This is a genomic window from Mesorhizobium sp. WSM4816, from assembly GCF_055811535.1.
This window is the reverse complement of the sequence record NZ_JBVVQR010000005.1, coordinates 267,283-285,677: the sequence shown is the minus strand read 5'-3', so window position 1 is coordinate 285,677 and position 18,395 is coordinate 267,283. Positions and strand designations below refer to the sequence as shown.

19 protein-coding genes are annotated in these 18,395 nt (G+C 63.4%); 8 read left to right on the top strand and 11 right to left on the bottom strand.

The features are described 5' to 3' along the window. Positions 1-19: 19 nt before the first annotated feature. Positions 20-901, bottom strand: a complete 882-nt coding sequence (locus tag AC0L3H_RS09125; protein ID WP_473585227.1) for a DMT family transporter — start codon at positions 899-901, stop codon at positions 20-22. Between the two features lie 154 nt (positions 902-1,055). Between AC0L3H_RS09125 and AC0L3H_RS09120 the strand changes: the two genes are divergently transcribed. Continuing rightward, on the top strand, positions 1,056-1,562 hold the full coding sequence (locus AC0L3H_RS09120; RefSeq protein WP_473490309.1) for a hypothetical protein: 507 nt from the start codon (positions 1,056-1,058) through the stop codon (positions 1,560-1,562). A 98-nt stretch (positions 1,563-1,660) separates the two neighbouring features. Here the strand turns inward: AC0L3H_RS09120 and AC0L3H_RS09115 are convergent, their stop codons facing one another. Further along, positions 1,661-2,989: a DNA polymerase IV gene (locus AC0L3H_RS09115; RefSeq protein WP_473585226.1), complete on the bottom strand. Its 1,329-nt coding sequence runs from the start codon at positions 2,987-2,989 to the stop codon at positions 1,661-1,663. Positions 2,990-3,057: 68 nt separating this feature from the next. On the opposite strand from AC0L3H_RS09115, the gene AC0L3H_RS09110 reads away from it, so the two are divergent. From AC0L3H_RS09110 to AC0L3H_RS09100, 3 genes are all read left to right on the top strand, one after another. After that, complete coding sequence (locus tag AC0L3H_RS09110) at positions 3,058-3,633, top strand: GNAT family N-acetyltransferase (RefSeq protein WP_473585225.1); 576 nt, start codon at positions 3,058-3,060, stop codon at positions 3,631-3,633. A gap of 120 nt (positions 3,634-3,753) precedes the next feature. Further along, entirely contained in the window at positions 3,754-4,476 is a 723-nt protein-coding gene (locus AC0L3H_RS09105; protein ID WP_236374372.1) for a DUF6065 family protein, read from the top strand. 455 nt (positions 4,477-4,931) lie between these two features. After that, complete coding sequence (locus AC0L3H_RS09100; protein WP_473585224.1) at positions 4,932-5,447, top strand: hypothetical protein; 516 nt, start codon at positions 4,932-4,934, stop codon at positions 5,445-5,447. Here the strand turns inward: AC0L3H_RS09100 and AC0L3H_RS09095 are convergent. Next, a complete protein-coding gene (locus AC0L3H_RS09095) occupies positions 5,407-6,198 on the bottom strand; it encodes an anti-sigma factor family protein (RefSeq protein WP_473585223.1) in 792 nt (263 codons plus the stop codon). The two genes, AC0L3H_RS09100 and AC0L3H_RS09095, sit on opposite strands and share 41 nt — an antisense overlap. Then, a complete protein-coding gene (locus tag AC0L3H_RS09090; protein ID WP_128186096.1) occupies positions 6,195-6,737 on the bottom strand; it encodes an RNA polymerase sigma factor in 543 nt (180 codons plus the stop codon). The genes AC0L3H_RS09095 and AC0L3H_RS09090 overlap by 4 nt, the downstream gene beginning before the upstream one ends. 120 nt (positions 6,738-6,857) lie before the next feature. Between AC0L3H_RS09090 and AC0L3H_RS09085 the strand changes: the two genes are divergently transcribed. Then, a complete protein-coding gene (locus AC0L3H_RS09085; protein WP_473585222.1) occupies positions 6,858-8,294 on the top strand; it encodes a S8 family serine peptidase in 1,437 nt (478 codons plus the stop codon). 149 nt (positions 8,295-8,443) lie between these two features. Continuing rightward, complete coding sequence (locus tag AC0L3H_RS09080) at positions 8,444-9,937, top strand: hypothetical protein (RefSeq protein ID WP_473585221.1); 1,494 nt, start codon at positions 8,444-8,446, stop codon at positions 9,935-9,937. A gap of 24 nt (positions 9,938-9,961) precedes the next feature. On the opposite strand, the gene AC0L3H_RS09075 is transcribed toward AC0L3H_RS09080, so the two are convergent. Further along, the gene (locus AC0L3H_RS09075; protein WP_473585220.1) at positions 9,962-10,261 is read right to left on the bottom strand and encodes a DUF3572 domain-containing protein; all 300 of its coding nucleotides are present in this window, start codon (positions 10,259-10,261) and stop codon (positions 9,962-9,964) included. Between the two features lie 249 nt (positions 10,262-10,510). Here AC0L3H_RS09075 and AC0L3H_RS09070 point away from each other — a divergent pair, with 249 nt between their 5' ends. Then, entirely contained in the window at positions 10,511-10,867 is a 357-nt protein-coding gene (locus AC0L3H_RS09070; RefSeq protein WP_287247952.1) for a response regulator, read from the top strand. A 33-nt stretch (positions 10,868-10,900) separates the two neighbouring features. Beyond that, positions 10,901-12,274, top strand: coding sequence for a PleD family two-component system response regulator (locus AC0L3H_RS09065; RefSeq protein WP_473585219.1), 1,374 nt, complete (start codon positions 10,901-10,903; stop codon positions 12,272-12,274). A 386-nt stretch (positions 12,275-12,660) separates the two neighbouring features. On the opposite strand, the gene rpmG is transcribed toward AC0L3H_RS09065, so the two are convergent. From rpmG to rnr, 6 genes are all read right to left on the bottom strand, one after another. After that, positions 12,661-12,828, bottom strand: coding sequence for a 50S ribosomal protein L33 (gene rpmG / locus AC0L3H_RS09060; RefSeq protein WP_040995604.1), 168 nt, complete (start codon positions 12,826-12,828; stop codon positions 12,661-12,663). 242 nt (positions 12,829-13,070) lie between these two features. Beyond that, the gene (locus tag AC0L3H_RS09055; RefSeq protein ID WP_473585218.1) at positions 13,071-13,526 is read right to left on the bottom strand and encodes a YqfO family protein; all 456 of its coding nucleotides are present in this window, start codon (positions 13,524-13,526) and stop codon (positions 13,071-13,073) included. 104 nt (positions 13,527-13,630) lie between these two features. Beyond that, a complete protein-coding gene (locus AC0L3H_RS09050) occupies positions 13,631-14,806 on the bottom strand; it encodes an MFS transporter (protein WP_023801086.1) in 1,176 nt (391 codons plus the stop codon). Between the two features lie 21 nt (positions 14,807-14,827). Next, positions 14,828-15,562 carry an NUDIX hydrolase gene (locus AC0L3H_RS09045; RefSeq protein WP_473585217.1) on the bottom strand — a complete coding sequence of 245 codons (735 nt, stop codon included), beginning with the start codon at positions 15,560-15,562 and terminating at the stop codon, positions 14,828-14,830. Positions 15,563-15,635: 73 nt separating this feature from the next. Beyond that, positions 15,636-16,088 carry a DUF983 domain-containing protein gene (locus tag AC0L3H_RS09040; protein WP_473585216.1) on the bottom strand — a complete coding sequence of 151 codons (453 nt, stop codon included), beginning with the start codon at positions 16,086-16,088 and terminating at the stop codon, positions 15,636-15,638. Continuing rightward, entirely contained in the window at positions 16,088-18,394 is a 2,307-nt protein-coding gene (rnr, locus tag AC0L3H_RS09035; protein WP_473585215.1) for a ribonuclease R, read from the bottom strand. The genes AC0L3H_RS09040 and rnr overlap by 1 nt, the downstream gene beginning before the upstream one ends. Between the last annotated feature and the right edge of the window lies 1 nt (position 18,395).

Here is an 18,395-nt window from a genome sequence, read left to right as displayed (position 1 = left end):
GACGTTTGGCTGCAAAATGCTAAGACGCTGCCACTTCCGCTGGTTTGGTCGCCTTTTTCTGCAGATTGAGCAGATTGCCCAGCAGGATCAGCAAGGCGCCCCCGGCGGTGAAGGCGTCGATCTGCTCCTGATACAGCAGCCAGCCGATCAGCGCCGACAGCGGCACGCGCAAAAAGTCCATCGGCGAGATGACGGTGGCGTCGGCATAGGCGAGTGCACGCGCCATGCAGAAATGCGACGACATGCCGGTGAAGGCGATCAGCAGGATCCACGGCCACAGTTCGAGCGGCGGGTTGCCCCATTCGTAGAGCGCCGGGATCAGCCCGAGCACCGACTGGATGACCAGCATCCAGAAGATGATGGACACGACGCTGTCCGTCCGCGTCAACGATTTGACCAGGACCACGGATATGCCGAAGCAGACCGCGGCACCCAGCACGACAACATGTCCCGGATCGACGGAGCCGACGCCCGGACGGACGATGATCAGCACACCGATCAGCCCGAGCACGATCGCCGCTAGTCTTGGCCGGCTTAGTCTTTCACCAAGAAAGCCGACCGCCAGAATGGCCGTCCAGATCGGCGTCGTGAATTCGATGGAGATCAGCACGGCCAGCGGGATCAATGTCAAGGCGTAGAGCCATGCCGCCTGGCCGACAAAATGGACGACGTTGCGGGCGATATGGGCGGCAGGGCGTTTGCTGCGCATTGCCGCAAAACCGCCTGACATCATCACCAGCGGCAGGAGGATGAACAGGCCGATCACCGAGCGCAGCTCCAGCACCTGGAAGACGTTGAGCTCGGCGGTCGTGGCGCGGCCGGCGACCGACATCGTCAGAAACGATGCGATCGACAGCGCCATCCAGAACGCGGCCTGGGGGATCGAGGGCGAGGGTGCCATGCGCGCTATGTCGCAAGTCGGGACTTTCACCGCAACCGCTAGTCGACGCATTCGGCTGGGCCAGAGCGGCACGTTGCAAAACGGTCATGCTGAAGGCGGAACCTGCCGTCACGGCGAGCGTTGGTCCAACAGCCAGATCAAGGGGAGAGATCCAATGAAATCATGTGCACGATTTGCACTTGCCGGCTGCCTGGCGGCTGCCGCCGGCGCGGCTCATGCCGATGAGGCCGATTTTCTTCGCTCGTTCGAGGGGAATTTTGCCGGCAAGGGCACCGTCAAGGTAACCACCGAGGCGCCGACGGTGAACGTCTCCTGCCGCTTCAATTCCGACGCGACATCGAGTTCACTGTCACTGGACGGCACCTGCCGCGGTCTCGTCGTGGTGACGCGCGCCATCAGTGCCGACCTGAAGTCCAGCGGGACGAAGTACACCGGCACCTATGTCGGATCCCGCACCGGGCCGGCGCAGCTCAGCGGCAGGCGCTCGGGCAATGCGATCAATCTCGGCATCCGCTGGGCGAAGGAGGTCAACGGCGATCGCACGGCGCAAATGACCGTCGAGAAGAACGGCGAGGACGGCATGCGGCTGACCGTTATCGACGTCGACCCGAAAACCGGCGAGCGCGTGATGACCAGCCGGATCGATTTGCGACGCACCTGAAGCGGCCCGCTTTACCTTGTCTTGTTTGAGCGTGGTCTTTCCGAGAACTGGATCCGCTTTTCGCTTGCGCGGACATTCGGTTCGGGGTCATGCTTAAACTAATCCTCGATCGGCTCTGGCGGGTGGGCGTTGCGGCCCTTACCGAAGGTGTAGCCGGTCTCCACCGCCCTGCGGCCGAACTTGTCGCGCAACCTGTCGATGGCGCCTTCGGCCATGGCACGCTTGCGTGACTGGATATCGACGAGGTCGGGCGGATCGGCCTTTTCGTCATTCGAGAGGTCGCTGACGCCGATGCCGAGCAGCCGGTATCTGGTGCCGTCCGCCTCCTTGCGCAGCAACTCGAGCCCGGCCGAGAATATGCGGTCGGCCAGCCGTGTCGGGTCGCCGAGCTGCCGGTTGCGCGTGCGGGTCTTGAAATCCTGCGTCTTCAGCTTCAGCACGACGGTGCGCCCGGCAATGCCCGACTTCTTCAGCCGCCCCGAGACTTTTTCCGACAGCGCTCTCAGCACCGAAACCAGTTGCTCGGGGGAGGCGATGTCGGTGTCGAAAGTGGTCTCTGCCGAGACGCTTTTCGCATCCTGGTCGGGGTGAACGCGGCGGTCGTCCTCGCCGCGTGAAAGATGGTACAGCCGGTCGCCCATCACGCCGTAGCGGCGCATCAGGTCGCCGTGCTGCACGCGCTGCAACTGGCCGATGGTGCGGATGCCGTCGCGCTCAAGCGTGGCGGCGAAGGCTTTTCCCACCCCCCAGATCAGCGTCACCGGCTGCTCGGCCAGAAAGCCGGTCGCCTCGGCTTGGCCGATCACCGAAAAGCCGCGCGGCTTGCGAAAGTCCGACGCCACCTTGGCCAAGAACTTGCAGTAGGAAAGGCCTGATGAAACGGTGATGCCGATCTCCTTCTCCACCTCGAGCGCGAAGCGTGCCAGCACCACCGCCGGCGGCAAGCCATGCAGGCGCTCGGTGCCGGCAAGGTCCAGAAACGCTTCGTCGATGGAGATCGGCTCGACCAGCGGCGTCAGCGCCTGCATCATGGCGCGCACCTCGCGGCCGACGCGACCATATTTTTCCATGTCCGGTGGGATGACGACCGCTTCCGGACAGGCTTCGAGCGCCTTGAACATCGGCATCGCCGAGCGCACCCCGCGGATGCGGGCGATGTAGCAAGCGGTGGAGACGACGCCGCGCTTGCCGCCGCCGATGATCAACGGCCGGTCCTTCAGCGCCGGGTTGTCGCGCTTTTCGACCGCCGCATAAAACGCGTCGCAATCGATATGGGCAAGATGCAGCCGGTAGAGCTCCGGATGGCGGGCCAGCCGTGGACTGCCGCAGCGCTCACAGCGCCGTACCTCACCGCGCTGAAAGGTCAGGCAGTCGCGGCAAAAACCGTGATCGGGATTGTTGACAGGAACCGCCATCGCTGCGAACATAAAGAGAACAAAAGCAATGGTACGTCAGGACGGACGCCACGACAAGGCGGTGGGCCGGGAGAGAGTTCGTGAATACGACCATAGCGCCGCTGGTGCCCGAGCTTTGGGCGGATTTTGAAGATCTTTTCGGTAAGCAGGGTGCCTGCTTCGGCTGTTGGTGCACACATTTCCGGCTGTCGCCGGCAGCGCGCCGCGCCGGCAACCGGGAACGCGACAAGGACCACATCAAGGCGCGGATCGAGGCCGGGCCGCCACCGGGCGTGCTGGCGTTCGAGAATGGCAAGGCGGTCGGCTGGATGCAGATCGGCCCGCGCGCCGACGTGCCCGAATGGAACAACAAGGGCAGGGGGTCGGCGCCGGTCGATCCCGCCGACGCCACCGATCCGGGCGTCTGGGCGATTTCCTGCTTCTTCATCCGCGTCAAGGCACGCGGCAGGGGCGTGACGCACCGGCTGGTCGAAGGCGGGATCGAATTTGCTCGCCAGAATGGCGCGCGGCTGGTCGAGGCATGTCCGATCGACCTGTCGAAAGATTCGCGTTCGATCGGGCTGTTCGTCGGCTCGTCGCGGGTCTTCGAGAAAGCCGGTTTCGAGAGGCTGGTCGAGCGCAAGGCTGGCCGGCCGCTGATGCGATTGGTGCTTTAGCCAACGCTGCTGTGCGCGCCGCGGCCGAACTATCGTAGTCGGCCTGCATATCAGACGCCCACCCGGGAATAAATCCGACTGCGGCCCGTTCCTCCTCGGATTTTTCCATGGAGGCCATCGATGTTTCATTTTTCCCAGACTTCTCAGAAGACCTCTCGCTCGATCCGGTTTGCCTGTCGGCCGGAAGATCATGGCGTCATCGCGCCGCCGGTAGCGGCCAAGACGGTCCTGCCGGACTGGTTCCGCAAACTGCCGCCGGTCGATGCGCAGCAAGCCTCGGCCACCAACAATGGCCTGACCGTCAAGCGCTGCATGCCATTTCTCGACGCGATGACAACCGGCTGGATCCTGCCGCTCGCGGCGACAGTCCGCCTTGAGGTCAAGGATGGCGGCAGCGCCGTCGATGCCGGCTGGGAGTTCGACAGGGTGATGGTCAGCAATCATGGCGCGCATCAGGTCGCCGGCAATCCGAAGGAACCGGCACCGCCATGCAAATTTCACAATTACTGGTCGATCCGTACCCCGCCGGGCTGGAGTTGTCTGTTCCTGCCGCCGCTCAATCGGCCGGCTCAGCCTTTCGAATGCGTCGCCGGCATCGTCGATACCGACACCTACGCAGCCCACATCCATTTTCCGTTCTTTGCGACGGCGCCGGATGGCCTCTACGTCATCGAAAAGGGAACGCCGCTGGTCCAGGTCATACCGTTTCGCCGCGAAGATGCGGCGCTCAAGGCCGAAATCCAGGCGGAGACCGGAGCCGAGGCGACCGAGCGCGAAGCGGTCTACCGCAACACGATTGCCAGCGAAGGCTGGTATCGCAAATGGGCCCGCGCGGCCCGCTAGGCTTTTTCTGGAGAACAATGCGAAACGGGGCCGCTGGGCCCCGTTTCCTTGTGGATTGGCCAGGGGCGCGAAGCGAAGCGGCGCAGACCCCTAATGCTGATCTGCAGTGATCCTTCGCGCCCCCCTCTGTCCTGCCGGACATCTCCCCCACTTGGCGGGAGATTGGCTCCCCTCGGCTTTCGCCAATTTTCAACGTTGAAAAATTGGCGCCGTCGCCGAAGCCGCCGATCTCCCCCCAAGTGGGGGAGATGTCCGGCAGGACAGAGGGGGGCGCCTCGCTCCGCCATCACAGGTTCTGCGCCAATCGCCAGCGAATGCGAAACGGGAGCCAGCTGGCCCCCGTTTCTCGGTCGATTGCCAAAGCGGCGGGTCGAAGCGCCGTCGCTCTATCACCCGGCCAACGTCAACGCCGCCAGTTGCGCGCCCACCCGCGATCCGAACCGTTCGAGTTCGAGTTGGCGGAACTGTTCGACGATGAGTTCGAATTCGAGTTGCTCGAGGAATTGGAGCTGGAGTTCGAAGACGAGTTCGAATTCGAATTGCTCGACGAATTAGAGCTGGAATTCGACGAACCGTTGGACGACGAATTGGAGCTCGAATTTGAAGAGCTGTTGCCAGCGACGATGAAGGAACCGTCGCTTTGGCTGGACATTGCCGCCGGCGGACGCTCGGTTTCCGGCGCCCCCGCGGCAGACTCCTTCGCCTGTGCCGTGGTGCTTGCGAGCGCTGCCATTCCTGCGACCAGTGTCGACTTGAGCTTCCAGTGTCTTGTCATGGTAGTTACTCCTTGTTTCAGACCGGACCGGCAGCTGCGGCCCGGCGGAGTAACGGGCGATCGCCGGCTTTATTCCATTCAAAGAAAGTTGGATTCCATTTCAGAGCAAGCCGGGTCAGAGCAAGCCGGGTCAGAGCAGCCGGGCCGTCGCAGTTTCACTTCCGGTCCTTTTGACGGATCTCGTCCAGCGCTTTGACTTCCTCCTCGGCTGTCATCGGAGCGCCTGCTTCGATCGCCGAAAGATAGGCGTCGAGGGCTTCGGTCGACGAGGCCGGGGCATAGCCTCCGGCGTCGCCGGGCGCCACGACCGCGAAGCTGACGCGCCATTCGTCGCCGGAACGGCAGGCGACCGACATCACCGTGGAGCGGTCCTGCGAGTCGACCTCGAATTCGCGGCACAAATCCTGCGAATCGTTACGGAACGTAGCGATGGCCCGGAACCGGTCGCTGATCCCGGCGAGCTTGATTTCCTTGCCGGACTCGACCGTTTCAAGGGCCTGGGCCAGGCCCGGCCTGATGACACCGGCAACCCACAAGCCGCCCTGCGTGCGTTCGTTGCTGCCTGCTGCCCAATAGCCGGCGAGCCCGCCGCCAATTGCCGCCGCGAGAGAGGCGGCAATTGGCAGCATCCATCGAGACCTCGAAGCGGGCCCTGCCAAGCGCCTGCTGCCGAAGGGCAATATCGATGCCGTCGCCGCTTGCTCGCCGGCATGCCTGGCCTCGATCATCTGCTCGACGGCCGCGACAAGTTTTTCGGGAACCGGCTCGTCGAGCAGCGGCTTCAGCGCGGCCTGCGCCTGCGCTCTGGTTTCGATGAACACAGCAATCCTGGCAACCAGACGGTCGTCCGTTTCCATCGCCTGCTCGATCCTGGCGACCATGGCCGGATCAAGCTCACCGTCGGCGAACCGCATCAGGATCTCGTCCGAGAAAGTCTCTTCGGTCATTTTGCAGCCCCTTTTGTGACCGGAGAACGGGTGGGAGCCGAAGATATTCCAGTCGCCTCCGCCAGATTCCTCCTCGCTCGTGCCAGCCTGCTCATCACCGTCCCGATCGGCACGGCAAGGACTTCCGCAGCCTCCTTGTAGGAAAGCTCTTCGACGCAGACCAGAAGCAGCACGTCGCGCTGGTCGGCGGCGAGCTCGCCTATGGCTTGCGCCACGCTGTTCAGCGCCAGCCGCGCCTCCATCTCGCGCTCGCCGGAAACGCCGGCGATGTCATGGCGCTCGTCGATATCGTCCTGCGGGCCGGCGACCTTGCGCTTGCGGATGTCGTCGATCCACAGATTTCGCAGGATCTTGAACATCCACGCGTCGAAGCGCGTCCCTGGCTCGAAACGCTGCTCGTTGGCGAGCGCCCGTTCGCAGGCACGCTGGACAAGATCGTCCGCGATGTCGCGGGACCGGCACAGCGCAATCGCGAACCGGCGCAGATTCGGCAGAAAAGCGACAAGCTGATCTTGGACGCGGTCGGCTTTTTCCGGCATGTTGCTCCAGGTTCTGGAATAAAGCGGCCCCGCGCCCGTTCCTCGCAAGGCTAGCTTATTGCCAGACAGCTCCGCTAGCCTCGCGATGTTGATGCGATGGCCGGAAATGTGAGGGAGACCATGCGCGCCACCTCCTGGTTGAGACCAAAAGCCCTGCTGCTTTTCTGGGTCGCCGTCGCATTGCTCGTCGATCCTCAGGCGCCGGGCGGCCAGCTGGCGCTCGGCGAGTTCGGACCAAGATCGGCGTTGGCCGATGACGACGGTGGCGGTGACGATGGTGGCGACGATGGCGGTAGTGATGACGGCGGTCAGTCCGGCGCTTCGCCCGGTGGCTCGCGAACGACGTCCAGCCGATCGACCGGCCCGAACCTGTTTCGCGCGCTGACGGATCGGTTTCTTCCGCGCCCGCCAAGGCGCAGCGGCAGGCGCGCGCAACGGCCAGCCGCCCCTTTGCCGTCTCGGGTACCGGACCAGATCGTGGCGACCGGGCTGAGTTCGGCTGAGATCGGTCGGCTTCAGGCAACCGGCTTCACCGTACTGGACCGTTCCGACATTCAGCTTCTTGGATCGGAGCTGATTCGGCTGCGCATTCCGCCCAACATGCCGCTGGAGGCTGCGCGCGATCTTGTCGTCGATGCCGCTCCGCAGTCGACGGCAGATTTCGTGCATTACTACCGGCCGGGACAAGAAGCCGAATGTGCCGGGCCGCACTGCGCCGCCGCGGGCCTGATCGGCTGGCCGGCCGGTAGCGGACTGCCAGCCGGCTGCGGTGGCAATGTCACGATCGGCCTTATCGACACCGCGATCAATCCTGCGCATGACGCCTTCTCGAAAGGCCGGGTCGAAGTTATTCGCCTGTCGGACGACGGCGTTCCCGAGTCCGGCCGCCAGCACGGCACCGCCGTCGCGGCCCTGCTTGTCGGCGGCGCCGACAGCCGTACTCCCGGCCTGCTGCCGCACGCCAGGATCATCGCGGTCGATGCGTTTCATCGGGGCGATCGCCAGGATGACCGCTCGGACGCCTACGATCTGCTTCGCGCGCTCGATCTTCTTTCGGTGCGCGGCGTGCAGGTGACGAATATGAGCCTGTCGGGTCCTGCGAATGCGCTTCTCGAGCAGGTTGTCCGAAGACTCTCCGAACGCGGCATGGTGATCGTCGCCGCCGCCGGCAATGGCGGCCCAAAAGCCGGGCCTGCCTATCCGGCGGCCTATGCTGAAGTGATCGCGGTGACGGCGGTCGACCGCATGAAACGCCCATACAGGCGCGCCGGCCGCGGCGAGCATATCGACCTGGCCGCTCCCGGCGTCCAAGTGTGGACGGCCGCGTCGGTCAGCGGCGCACGGCCGAAGACCGGCACCTCCTTCGCGGCGCCCTTCGTCACCGCAGCCGCTGCCTTGATGAAATCGGCAAACAGCAACGCCACCGCAGCCGACATTCAAGACGCGCTCGGCAAGTCGGCGGAAGATCTCGGCGCGCCGGGCAAGGACGACGTCTTCGGCTGGGGCCTGCTCAATGCCAGCGCCGCTTGCCTCGTCACGTCGAAGAAGGCGACCTGAAGCTCCACTGTCGATGCCGGAGGATAGCGCGGAGGGCGAACGCTGGTTATAGACCGGCTTCCAGCCCCAACGAGGGGATTGCACCCCAACGGTTTCCGATTACGGTTGCGGCTGGAGTTTTACCAGAGAAACAGCAACGGAGATTCTGCGTGAATCGTGTTCTGCCGGCCGTCTTTGTCCTCGCGCTCAGCGCGCCTGCCGTCGGCCAGACCGTCGACGGCGAGGGTGCCAAGCAGCTCTCCGAAAATCTGTCCCGCTATTTCGGCAGCAAGGCGATCGACAGCGGCTTCCTGAAGGTTTCGGTGGAAGGCGACGCCTATAAACTCGCCGTCGACTTCAAACCTGTCGTCGACCTGCTGGCGGCGCAGAATTCCTTCAAGTTCGACTTCAGCCCCTACGCATTGCTCGTCAAACCAGGCAGCAACGGGACATGGAGCGTCTCGGCGGACGTGTCGCAAAGCGGGTCCTTCGAGTTCAAGGGGCCAGAGGGCCCGCAGAGCATGGAGTTCTCGATTACAGACGGCAAGTTTTCCGGCGTCTACGACCCCGAACTCGCGGCTTTCACCAGCGCCACACAGTCGATAGCCGGGATGACGATGAATTCCCGGGACGCCGTGCAGCGCGCCAAGGTGAGCACCGGCGTCGGTACGGCCACCATGAACGCAAGCAAAGCTGCGAATGGCGGCGTGGATTTTACCGCAACGCAGTCGCTCGCCGATTTCGCCGAAGCGCTCGACTTTGACGATCCCAAGAGCGGGCTGAAATTCCCGCTCACGATCAAATCGCCAAAGCTGGCGGTGAACGCGACCGGCAAAGGCGTGCGGACCAGGCCGCTTCTCGATCTGCTGGCATTTGCCGTCGCCAATGAAGACGAGGCCAGACTGAAGGCCAACCAGGCGCAGCTCAAATCGCTGCTGCTCGCCGCGCTGCCGCTGTGGGAGCGGATCGACGGAACCTACGGGTTCAAGGATCTCACCGTCGAAAGCCCGGTCGGGCTTTTCGGGGCGACTGAGTTGGACACAGGCTTCGGGACCGACGGCATCGCCCGGAACGGAGCAATCAACTACTCGATCAGGGCCGCGGAACTGAAGATCCCTGACAATCTCGCGCCCGCCTGGAGCACGGCGCTGCTGCCGACCGATGTCAATCTGAGTTTCGGCGGCGCCAATATCGATCTCGACAGCATGGCGAAGAAGGCGATCGAAGCCTTTGATCTGAACAAGAATCCACCGCTGCCGACCGACTTCGGCGATACCTTGACCGCTGATTTCATGGCCAAGATGCCGAAATTTGTCATCGGCCACAGCACGGTGAAAAACGGCGATATGGAAATCGCGATGGAAGGCGAGATGACGTTCGCCGGCATGAAGCCGGAGGCCAATGTGACCATCGATATCGCAGGCTATGACAAGATCGTGGAAAGCCTGCAGGCGGCAGCGAAGTCGGAGCCGGAAGCCGCGCAATATGTGCCGGTGGCGCTTGCGATCAAGGGATTCGGCAAGACGCTGCCGGACGGCCGCATCGAATGGGTCGTCAACGGCAAGCCGGACGGTTCGGTCACCGTCAATGGTGTCATGGTGAAGCCGGCCGATCCGGTTGCGAATGATGAAGGCGACGACGGCGAAGAAGAAGCGACGCCATAGGCGTTTTGGCGATCCGATCGTAGCTTATATCGAATGCTCATGGTCGTCGTCGCCAAGCGGCAGCGCCCGCAGCGCCTTGCCGACGGAAGCCGGCGGCGTGCCGGTTTCCGCCGCGAACTGCATGAGCGTCGGCTCGTGGGCGAGGATGAACTGCAGCACGCCGGCCAGGAATCCCGGCTCGCCGGCGGCCTGGCGGATCGAATGCGCCTCGATGCCGGTGATCGCCAGGAAGCGGGGCAGAAGTTCCGGATCGGCGGCGACGAAGCCCAATGCCTTCACGGCAATGGTTTCCGCTTCCTCGCGCATTGACCCTGAGTTTGCCATCACTACCTTCTTGTGGGTTGAATGAGTCTGTTTTTGGCAGTAATCGCAAGCGTCGCCTGCGGCAAGCCATTTGTCTCTGCAATGCGGAGTTCGCGGTGAAATCCGAAGCTTTTCCGGCAGCCGGTTTCCGTTTCGTCAATTATCTCGCGGTAGAGTTGAGCAGGGTTTGGTGCGTACCGGCGAGGGCGCATGGCGGCATCCTTCGAGCGGAAGGCAGGCCGGGACGGGAATTTGATGCCTAAGAAGGTCATGATCGTCGAGGACAACGAGCTCAACATGAAGCTCTTTCGCGACCTCATTGAAGCGAGCGGTTACGAGACGGTACGCACGCGCAACGGTCTGGAAGCGCTGGATCTGGCGCGACTGCACAAGCCGGACCTCATTTTGATGGACATCCAGCTGCCCGAAGTGTCGGGGCTGGAAGTGACCAAATGGCTGAAGGAGGACGACGACCTCCATGTCATCCCGGTCATTGCCGTCACCGCATTCGCGATGAAAGGCGATGAGGAGCGTATCCGCCAGGGTGGCTGCGAAGCCTATATTTCCAAGCCGATCTCGGTGCCGCGTTTCATCGAAACCATCAAATCGTACCTGGGCGACGCCTGATGCGCCCTTCCAGCCGAGCCGGAGCTTTATGAGATGACTGCACGGATCCTCGTCGTCGACGACATCCCTGCCAATGTCAGGCTGCTCGAGGTCCGGCTGCTTGCCGAATATTTCGAGGTGCTGACCGCCACCAACGGGCCGGACGCGATCGAGACCTGTGAAAACGGTAAGGTCGATGTCGTATTGCTCGACGTGATGATGCCTGACATGGACGGGTTCGAAGTCTGCCGCCGGCTGAAGAGCGATCCGGCGACGTCGCACATCCCGGTTGTCATGATCACCGCGCTCGACCAGGTTTCGGACCGGGTGCGCGGCCTCGAGGCCGGTGCTGACGATTTTCTGACCAAGCCGGTCAACGATCTGCAGTTGATGACCCGCGTCAAAAGCCTGGTCCGGCTGAAGACTTTGACCGATGAGCTGCGCCTGCGCGCCTCGACCACGCGCAATATCGGCATCGAGGAGCTGTTGAGCCGCAACTTCGCGTCCGCGGACACCACGCCGAAGGTTCTGCTGATCGACGAGCGCAAATCCTCCATTGAGCGCGTCCAGAAGATGCTGCGCAGCAGTGCCGACCTCGACATCGCCACCGATCCGCATGCCGGCTTCTTCCAGGCCGCCGAGACGCCCTATGAATGCGTGATGATCTCGACGGGTTTTGCCGATTTCGATCCGCTCAGGCTCTGCTCGCAACTGCGTTCGCTCGATCGCACCCGTTTCGTGCCGATCATCCTTCTGGCGGAGCAGGGTGAGGAGGGACGCATCGTCCGCGGCCTCGAGCTTGGCATCAACGATTATCTGATGCGTCCGATCGACCAGCATGAATTGACCGCGCGGCTGCGCACGCAGGTGCGCCGCAAGCGCTACAACGACCAGTTGCGCGCCAGCGTCACCCAGACCATCGAGATGGCGGTGACCGACCCGCTGACGGGATTGCACAATCGCCGTTACCTCGACAGCCATCTGCAGACACTGTTCGACCGCGCCGTGGCGCGGCGGCGGCCGCTGTCGGTAATGATCACCGATCTCGACCGCTTCAAGACCATCAACGACACGCATGGCCATGACGGCGGCGACGAGGTGCTGCGCGAATTCGCGCGGCGGCTGCGCAAGAATGTGCGCGGCATCGATCTCGCCTGCCGCTTCGGTGGCGAGGAGTTCGTCGTGGTGATGCCGGACACGGACGGCGCGGTCGCCGAAAAGGTCGCGGAGCGTATTCGCGCCGAAATCGCCCAGATGCCGTTTGCCGTCGGTCAGGACGGCAAGACGATCGAGGTTACCGTCAGCGTCGGCGTGTCGTCGGTGCTGAAGGGTGTCGACTCGGTTGCCGGGCTGATGAAGCGGGCCGACCTCGCGCTCTATGAAGCCAAGAGCGCCGGCCGCAACCGGGTCGTCGCCAAGGCGGCGTAAAAGTCCGATTATCCTGTCAATGTGACAGGGTTACGAATTTACCTTAACGCAAGCGATTCGCCGGGCTTGGTTAAGAAATTGTTGATTTTCGCAGGCTGTTGCGCAAATGTGCAGGCCGATGACGGGACCGGCGCCAGGCTAGATCGCCGGATCGATCCGAAGAATACCCCATGATTCAGGTCCGCCGCATCTCCTGGGTCCGTGGGGTCGGCCGGCCGGCGCTGGCACATAGTGGCCTCCTCGTACCGCTGCCAAACGCCGGCCGGCCCCCATTCTCAAAATGACATCAAGTCTCTGCGCCAAGCATTGGAAATTCTGGGCTTTTCGAGCTTTGAAAACAAAAAAGCCGCCCACGGGGCGGCGTTTTGTCTAGGCAGGAAAGCAGATTACTTGATCTTGGTTTCCTTGAACTCGACGTGCTTCTTGGCGATCGGATCGTATTTGCGGAACGACAGCTTGTCGGTCTTGGTGCGGCTGTTCTTGCTGGTGACGTAGAAGAAACCGGTGTCGGCGGTCGACAGAAGCTTGATCTTGATGTTTGCGGCTTTGGCCATTGTATCAGTCCATTATGTTCGTGGAGTCTTGGCCGCTGGAGCACGGGAAAACACCCGGACGCGGGAAACTTGGCGCGACACATAAACAACGCGCCCGGAAAGTCAACCCTGTGAGCCGGCCTCTTCCTTCTCCCCTTGTGGAGAAGGTGGATCGGCGCGTAGCGCCGAGACGGAAGAGAGGTGTTGGACGGAGTGCCGCCAGTGCCAACCCGGAGCACCCCTCATCCAGCCGCGTTCCGATTCTACGCATCTTCTTTAACTGGAGCGGCCTTCTTCCAGTCTCCCGTGGTGTTCCACCAGCGGTTCGGGTTCGAGCGGTCGTCCAATCCCTTGGAGCGGCTGGCGAGGATCGGCTGGATGCGGATCACCGGCTCCTGATAGCTGTGGACCTGGAAGATTGCCTCGACGATGCGGGCGGCCAACGCCTGGTCGTCGGGCAGTTCGAACGACACTTCCACCGTGCCATGCCGTCTGCGCAATTCGGTCTCGGCGCCGGCGGCAGCACCTTCGAGCGCCCGGTAGCGCTCGATGCCGTGCGCCGACTGGTAGGCATTGCTGTCGTATTTGCCCGTGGTGAGCGGGGCGATCGCGACCACCGCTTCCATGATACGGTCGACATCGGAAGCCGGCGCCTGGAAGGTCACAAGCAGCAGCAATTCCATCCGCAGCGATTTCGTTTCAAACCCGGAGTCGATCATGGCGGCATCCTCAAATTCGTGGCGTGTTGCTGACAATCTACCCAGGTGCTGCTGACACGGTTATGTCAGCAGCCTTGCGCCACCTGAGGCATCGATCGGGTCTTTTACAGGATTTTTCGGATGAGCCTGGCGCCGACCAGCGCGATATAGAAGGCGAAGAACAAGCCGAGCGCCCAGCCGAAACCGGAGGGGCCGAAAAGGTCCATGCCGATGCCGATCGCCTGCGGGCCGAGCACCATGCCGACACCGTAGCAGAGCACGAAGGCAGCGTTGGCCGAGGCCAGGTCGTGGCCGGAAAGCTGCGAGCCGAGATGGGCCAGGCCGATCGTGTACATGGCCGCGACGACGCCGCCCCAGACGAACAGAAGCGCCGCCATTAGATGCCAGTTCTGCGCGAAGTGCGGCATGAAGATGGTGCCGGCAAGCCCGATGGTTGCACAGGCCAGAAGCAGATAACGGCGGTCGCTGACCCGGTCGCTGATCATGCCGAGCGGGATCTGCAACAGCACGTTGCCGAGGCCGATCATGGTGAGCAGCAGGGCGGCATCGGCCTCGGAGTAGCCGATACGATTGCCATAGACGGGAAACAGCGCAAAGCCACCGGTCTCGACCGCGCCGAACACCAGCACCGCAGCGGTCGCTGTCGGCACCAGCCAGATGTAGCGCAGGAAATTGCTGGTTTCGCCGTTGGAGACGATCGTCGGGCTCTCGTTGCGGGCCGCCAGAACTGGAATGGCGGCCAGCGTCACCAGCGCCATGATGACGCCGAAGGGCAGGAAGCCAGCGCTGCCGAGTTGCGCGAACAGCCACGGCCCGGCGGCAAAGCCGAGCGACAGCACGGTGGCGTAGATGCCGAGGACGAGTCCGCGCCGGTGCGGCGGCGCCGACGTGCTGATCCAGAATTCCGACAGGATGAAAAGCACCGTCAGCGCGATGTGCAGCAGGACGCGCAGCGGAAACCACATCCAGAAGTCCGGTGCGAAATGGAAGCCGACAAAGGCCAGCACTCCGGTGGCGATCATGGCGAGCATCGTCCTGGCGACGCCGAACCGCATCGCCAGCGGGGTGGCGAGCGGTGCGCCGGCGATCGAGGCGAGGCCGGCGACAGCGGTGTTGAAGCCGATCATCGACGCCGAATGGCCACGCGTTTCGAGAATGACGCTGAGCAGCGGCATGCCGAGGCCGATGGCGATGCCGACGACGCTGATCGACGAGATCGCCGCGATCATCGGCAGCCAATGGACGCGTTCTTCGACCTCTTGCTGGGTATCGACTGTCATGGGATGTGAATGCTCTATGCTCTACAGAATTTCGCGAACGAAGCGATTGCCGACAAGCCGGTAGAACGGCACGGAACCACCGGGGCGCAACAGCGGATCGTCGACGAGCCGCTTTTCCAGCTCCCCCAGGATGGCCCTGGTGATGTCGGGCACATCAGCTTCTCTGGCCTTGGCGAGCGGCAGCCAGACCAGTTCCTCCAGCTCGTTGGTCGGACCGCCGTCCGGCAGCTCCACGGCGACGTCTTCGCGCCAGGCGCTGAAGAAGCGCGTGTCGAAGCGCCGCACCCGGTTTGGCGGCGTGATGGCGCGCGCGACGAAGCGCAGCGCTTCCAGCGACGGTCTTACGCCGTGCTCGGCAAAACCCTGCCAATCGCGCCTGGTCGTGGCGAAGGCGCCCTTCTGGCCGATCAGCAGGCCGGCTTCTTCATAGGTCTCGCGAATCGCCGACAGGGCGATGGCGCGGGCACGGGCCGGGCTGGTGCGGCCGACGCCGGCGGTCAGCCTCGCCTGTTCCTCAGGGTGCAGCGCTGTGGCAACGGGAATTCGGCTGTCGGCCGGATCGGTGCGGCCACCGGGAAAGACGAATTTCCCCGGCATGAAGGCGTGCCGGGCGTGGCGCCTGCCCATCAGCACCAGGAACTCGGCGCCCTTGCGGTCGAGTAGGATCAGCGTCGCGGCGTCGCGCGGGCGTATAGGCCTGGCGTCGAGCGCGATCGGCTCAACCTTGTCGACTTCCGCCTTGGTCACAACGTCCATGCGCACGACCTAGCGGAATCTTCTTCGATGCGAAAGTGGCGTCCAGCCATGCCGATTTGCGCCAGCCTCGATTTCAAGCCTCGGGATGCGACTCGATCAGATCTTCTTCCCCGCCGAAGCCGTGCATATAGAACGCCCATTGCAGGCCGATGACGGCGCCCTTGACCGGCTGCAGCAAGACGATCGCCATGAGGATGGTCAGCGGGACCCAGATGGCGACGTGCTGCCAGGTGGACAAAGTGGAGGTCGCTTCGACACCCATGAAGGCGCCGAGCACGATGTGGCCGACGATGGCCACCACCAGATAGGCCGGCAGGTCGTCGGCGCGGTGGTGATGAAGCGCCTCACCGCAATGATCGCATGTATCGACGGTCTTGACGAAGGCACGAAACAGCTTTCCCTCGCCGCAATGCGGGCAGCGGCCAAACGCGCCACGCTTCATCGCCGTCCATAGCGGGCGGGCGATCCGGCCCGAGTGCTGTTGGCCGCCGAAAACCTGTTCGTTCATTTTCAGATCGCTTGGCATTACCGTCTCCTGCCGCGCGAGCCTGGACGCGATTGCGACGCACGGGCGCGGCCCTTGGCCTTGTGAAACGACCGTTTGGAGCCGGGCAGCGGCTTTGGGTCGGTCAGCATCTCGAAACGCATCGCGCCGGCCATAGGCGCCACCTCGATCAGGCGAACCTCGACGCGGTCGGCAAGCTGATAGCCCTTGCCGGTGCGTTCTCCGAAAAGCGATCGGGCAGTTTCGTCGTATATATAGTAATCGCCGCCCAGACTTGACACCGGAATGAAACCATCTGCGCCATACTGCGGCAATTGGACAAATAGTCCCGATTTGGTGACGCCCGAAATGCGTGCATCGAAGCGATCGTCGACACGCTCTGCCAGATAGGCGGCGATCAGCCGGTCGATCGTGTCGCGCTCGGCCGCCATGGCGCGGCGCTCGGTGGCTGAGATCAGCGCGGAAACTTCTTCCAGCCGCTCCGCTTCATCCTGCGTCAGTCCGCCTGCACCGAAGCCGAGCGCGGCAATCAGCCCGCGATGCACGATCAGGTCGGCATATCTGCGGATCGGCGAGGTGAAGTGCGCATAGCGTTTCAGGTTGAGGCCGAAATGGCCGATATTGCTTGGCGAATATTCGGCCTGCATCTGCGTGCGCAGCACCACCTCGTTGACCAGCCCCTCATGGTCGGCGCCGCGGACGCGATCCAGGATGCCGTTGAACTGGTTTGGCCGCATCTGGGCGCCGCGCGCCAGCGACAGGCCAAGCGTTTGCAGGAATTCACGCAGCGATTCCTGCTTGGCGAGCGAAGGTGCGTCATGGATGCGGTAGACCAGCGCCTGTCGTTTCGCCTCCAGCGTCTCGGCTGCCGCGACATTGGCCTGGATCATGAATTCTTCGATCAGCTTGTGCGCGTCGAGCCGCTCCGGCACGACGACGCGGTCGACGGTGCCGTCCTCCTTGAGCAGGATTTTCCGCTCCGGCAGTTCGAGCTCGAGCGGCTGGCGCGTCTCACGACCGCGCTTCACCACGGCATAGGCGTCCCACAGCGGCTTCATCACCGTGTCGAGAATCGGGCCGGTCTTGTCGTCCGGCGCGCCGTCGATCGCGGCCTGCGCCTGGCGATAGGCGAGTTTTGCCGCCGATTTCATCATGATGCGGTGGAACGAATGCCTGAGCTTGCGGCCATCGGCCGAGAAGGTCATGCGGACCGCCAGCGCCGGGCGGTCCTGGCCTTCGCGCAGCGAACAAAGGTCGTTGGAGATGCGCTCCGGCAGCATCGGCACGACGCGATCCGGGAAATAGACCGAGTTGCCACGCTTCAGCGCCTCGCGGTCGAGCGCGGTGCCATAGCGCACATAAGCGGCGACATCGGCAATCGCCACGGTAACGACCACGCCGCCGGGGTTCTTCTCGTCCGGATCCGCTGTCGCGAACACGGCGTCGTCATGGTCCTTGGCGTCGGCCGGGTCGATGGTGACCAACGGCAGGTCGCGCCAGTCTTCACGGCCGGCCAGCGTCGCCGGTTTGACCGCCTCCGCCTCGGCGATGACGTCTGCCGGGAAAATATGCGGAATGTCGTGCGCGTGGATGGCGATCATCGAGACCGCCTTTTCGCTGGTCAGCGAACCCAGCACCGCCAGCACCTTGGCCCTTGGCAGCCCGTAGCGGGAGGCTCGCGCCGGCTCGACCTCGACCAGATCGCCGTTCTTGGCGCCGTTCTGGAATTCCTTGTCGACGACCAACTCCGGCTGGCGCCTTTCGACAGGCTCGATGCGGAAGGTACCGTCCTGCAGCACGCGAAAAACGCCGAGAACGGCATCGGTGCGCTTCTCGAAGATCTTCATCACCCGCCCGGTATAGGCAGGGCCGGTCGGGTCATCGGTTGGAAAGGTCTTGGCCAGCACGCGGTCGCCAATGCCCGGTGTCGGACCGCCGCCGCCACGCGACACGCGGATTGCTATGACGGGAGGCTCGCCGTTGCCCACGGCTTCGGTCGGGTGCGCCAAAAGCAAGCCGTCGGCGTCGCGGCCAAAGATGTCGAGCACGGCAACATGGGCGAGGGCGCCGACGCGGGCGAGCCGCTTGCGCTCCTTGGTCAGCAGGCCCTCATCCTGCAAGTCGCGCAAAACATCCTTCAGCCAGATACGGTCTTCGCCGCGCAGCGCAAACGCCTTGGCGATGTCGCGTTTGCCTGAGCGATCCGGATTTTCGGCGATGTAGCGCAGGATTTCGTCGCGGGACGGCCGGTAGTCATCCTTGACCTTGGCCCGGGTGTCGGCGGTGCGCAGATCGCCATGACTTCTTCCGGATTCCCTGCGCGCCACG

Bases quoted from the DNA above. Each gene is read 5' to 3' on its own strand.
- AC0L3H_RS09125 (WP_473585227.1), bottom strand. From the start codon at position 901: ATGGCACCCTCGCCCTCGATCCCCCAGGCCGCGTTCTGGATGGCGCTG.
- AC0L3H_RS09120 (WP_473490309.1), top strand. From the start codon at position 1,056: ATGAAATCATGTGCACGATTTGCACTTGCCGGCTGCCTGGCGGCTGCC.
- AC0L3H_RS09115 (WP_473585226.1), bottom strand. From the start codon at position 2,989: ATGTTCGCAGCGATGGCGGTTCCTGTCAACAATCCCGATCACGGTTTT.
- AC0L3H_RS09105 (WP_236374372.1), top strand. From the start codon at position 3,754: ATGTTTCATTTTTCCCAGACTTCTCAGAAGACCTCTCGCTCGATCCGG.
- AC0L3H_RS09095 (WP_473585223.1), bottom strand. From the start codon at position 6,198: ATGACCGAAGAGACTTTCTCGGACGAGATCCTGATGCGGTTCGCCGAC.
- AC0L3H_RS09090 (WP_128186096.1), bottom strand. From the start codon at position 6,737: ATGCCGGAAAAAGCCGACCGCGTCCAAGATCAGCTTGTCGCTTTTCTG.
- AC0L3H_RS09085 (WP_473585222.1), top strand. From the start codon at position 6,858: ATGCGCGCCACCTCCTGGTTGAGACCAAAAGCCCTGCTGCTTTTCTGG.
- AC0L3H_RS09075 (WP_473585220.1), bottom strand. From the start codon at position 10,261: ATGGCAAACTCAGGGTCAATGCGCGAGGAAGCGGAAACCATTGCCGTG.
- AC0L3H_RS09070 (WP_287247952.1), top strand. From the start codon at position 10,511: ATGATCGTCGAGGACAACGAGCTCAACATGAAGCTCTTTCGCGACCTC.
- AC0L3H_RS09065 (WP_473585219.1), top strand. From the start codon at position 10,901: ATGACTGCACGGATCCTCGTCGTCGACGACATCCCTGCCAATGTCAGG.
- rpmG (WP_040995604.1), bottom strand. From the start codon at position 12,828: ATGGCCAAAGCCGCAAACATCAAGATCAAGCTTCTGTCGACCGCCGAC.
- AC0L3H_RS09055 (WP_473585218.1), bottom strand. From the start codon at position 13,526: ATGATCGACTCCGGGTTTGAAACGAAATCGCTGCGGATGGAATTGCTG.
- AC0L3H_RS09050 (WP_023801086.1), bottom strand. From the start codon at position 14,806: ATGACAGTCGATACCCAGCAAGAGGTCGAAGAACGCGTCCATTGGCTG.
- AC0L3H_RS09045 (WP_473585217.1), bottom strand. From the start codon at position 15,562: ATGGACGTTGTGACCAAGGCGGAAGTCGACAAGGTTGAGCCGATCGCG.
- AC0L3H_RS09040 (WP_473585216.1), bottom strand. From the start codon at position 16,088: ATGCCAAGCGATCTGAAAATGAACGAACAGGTTTTCGGCGGCCAACAG.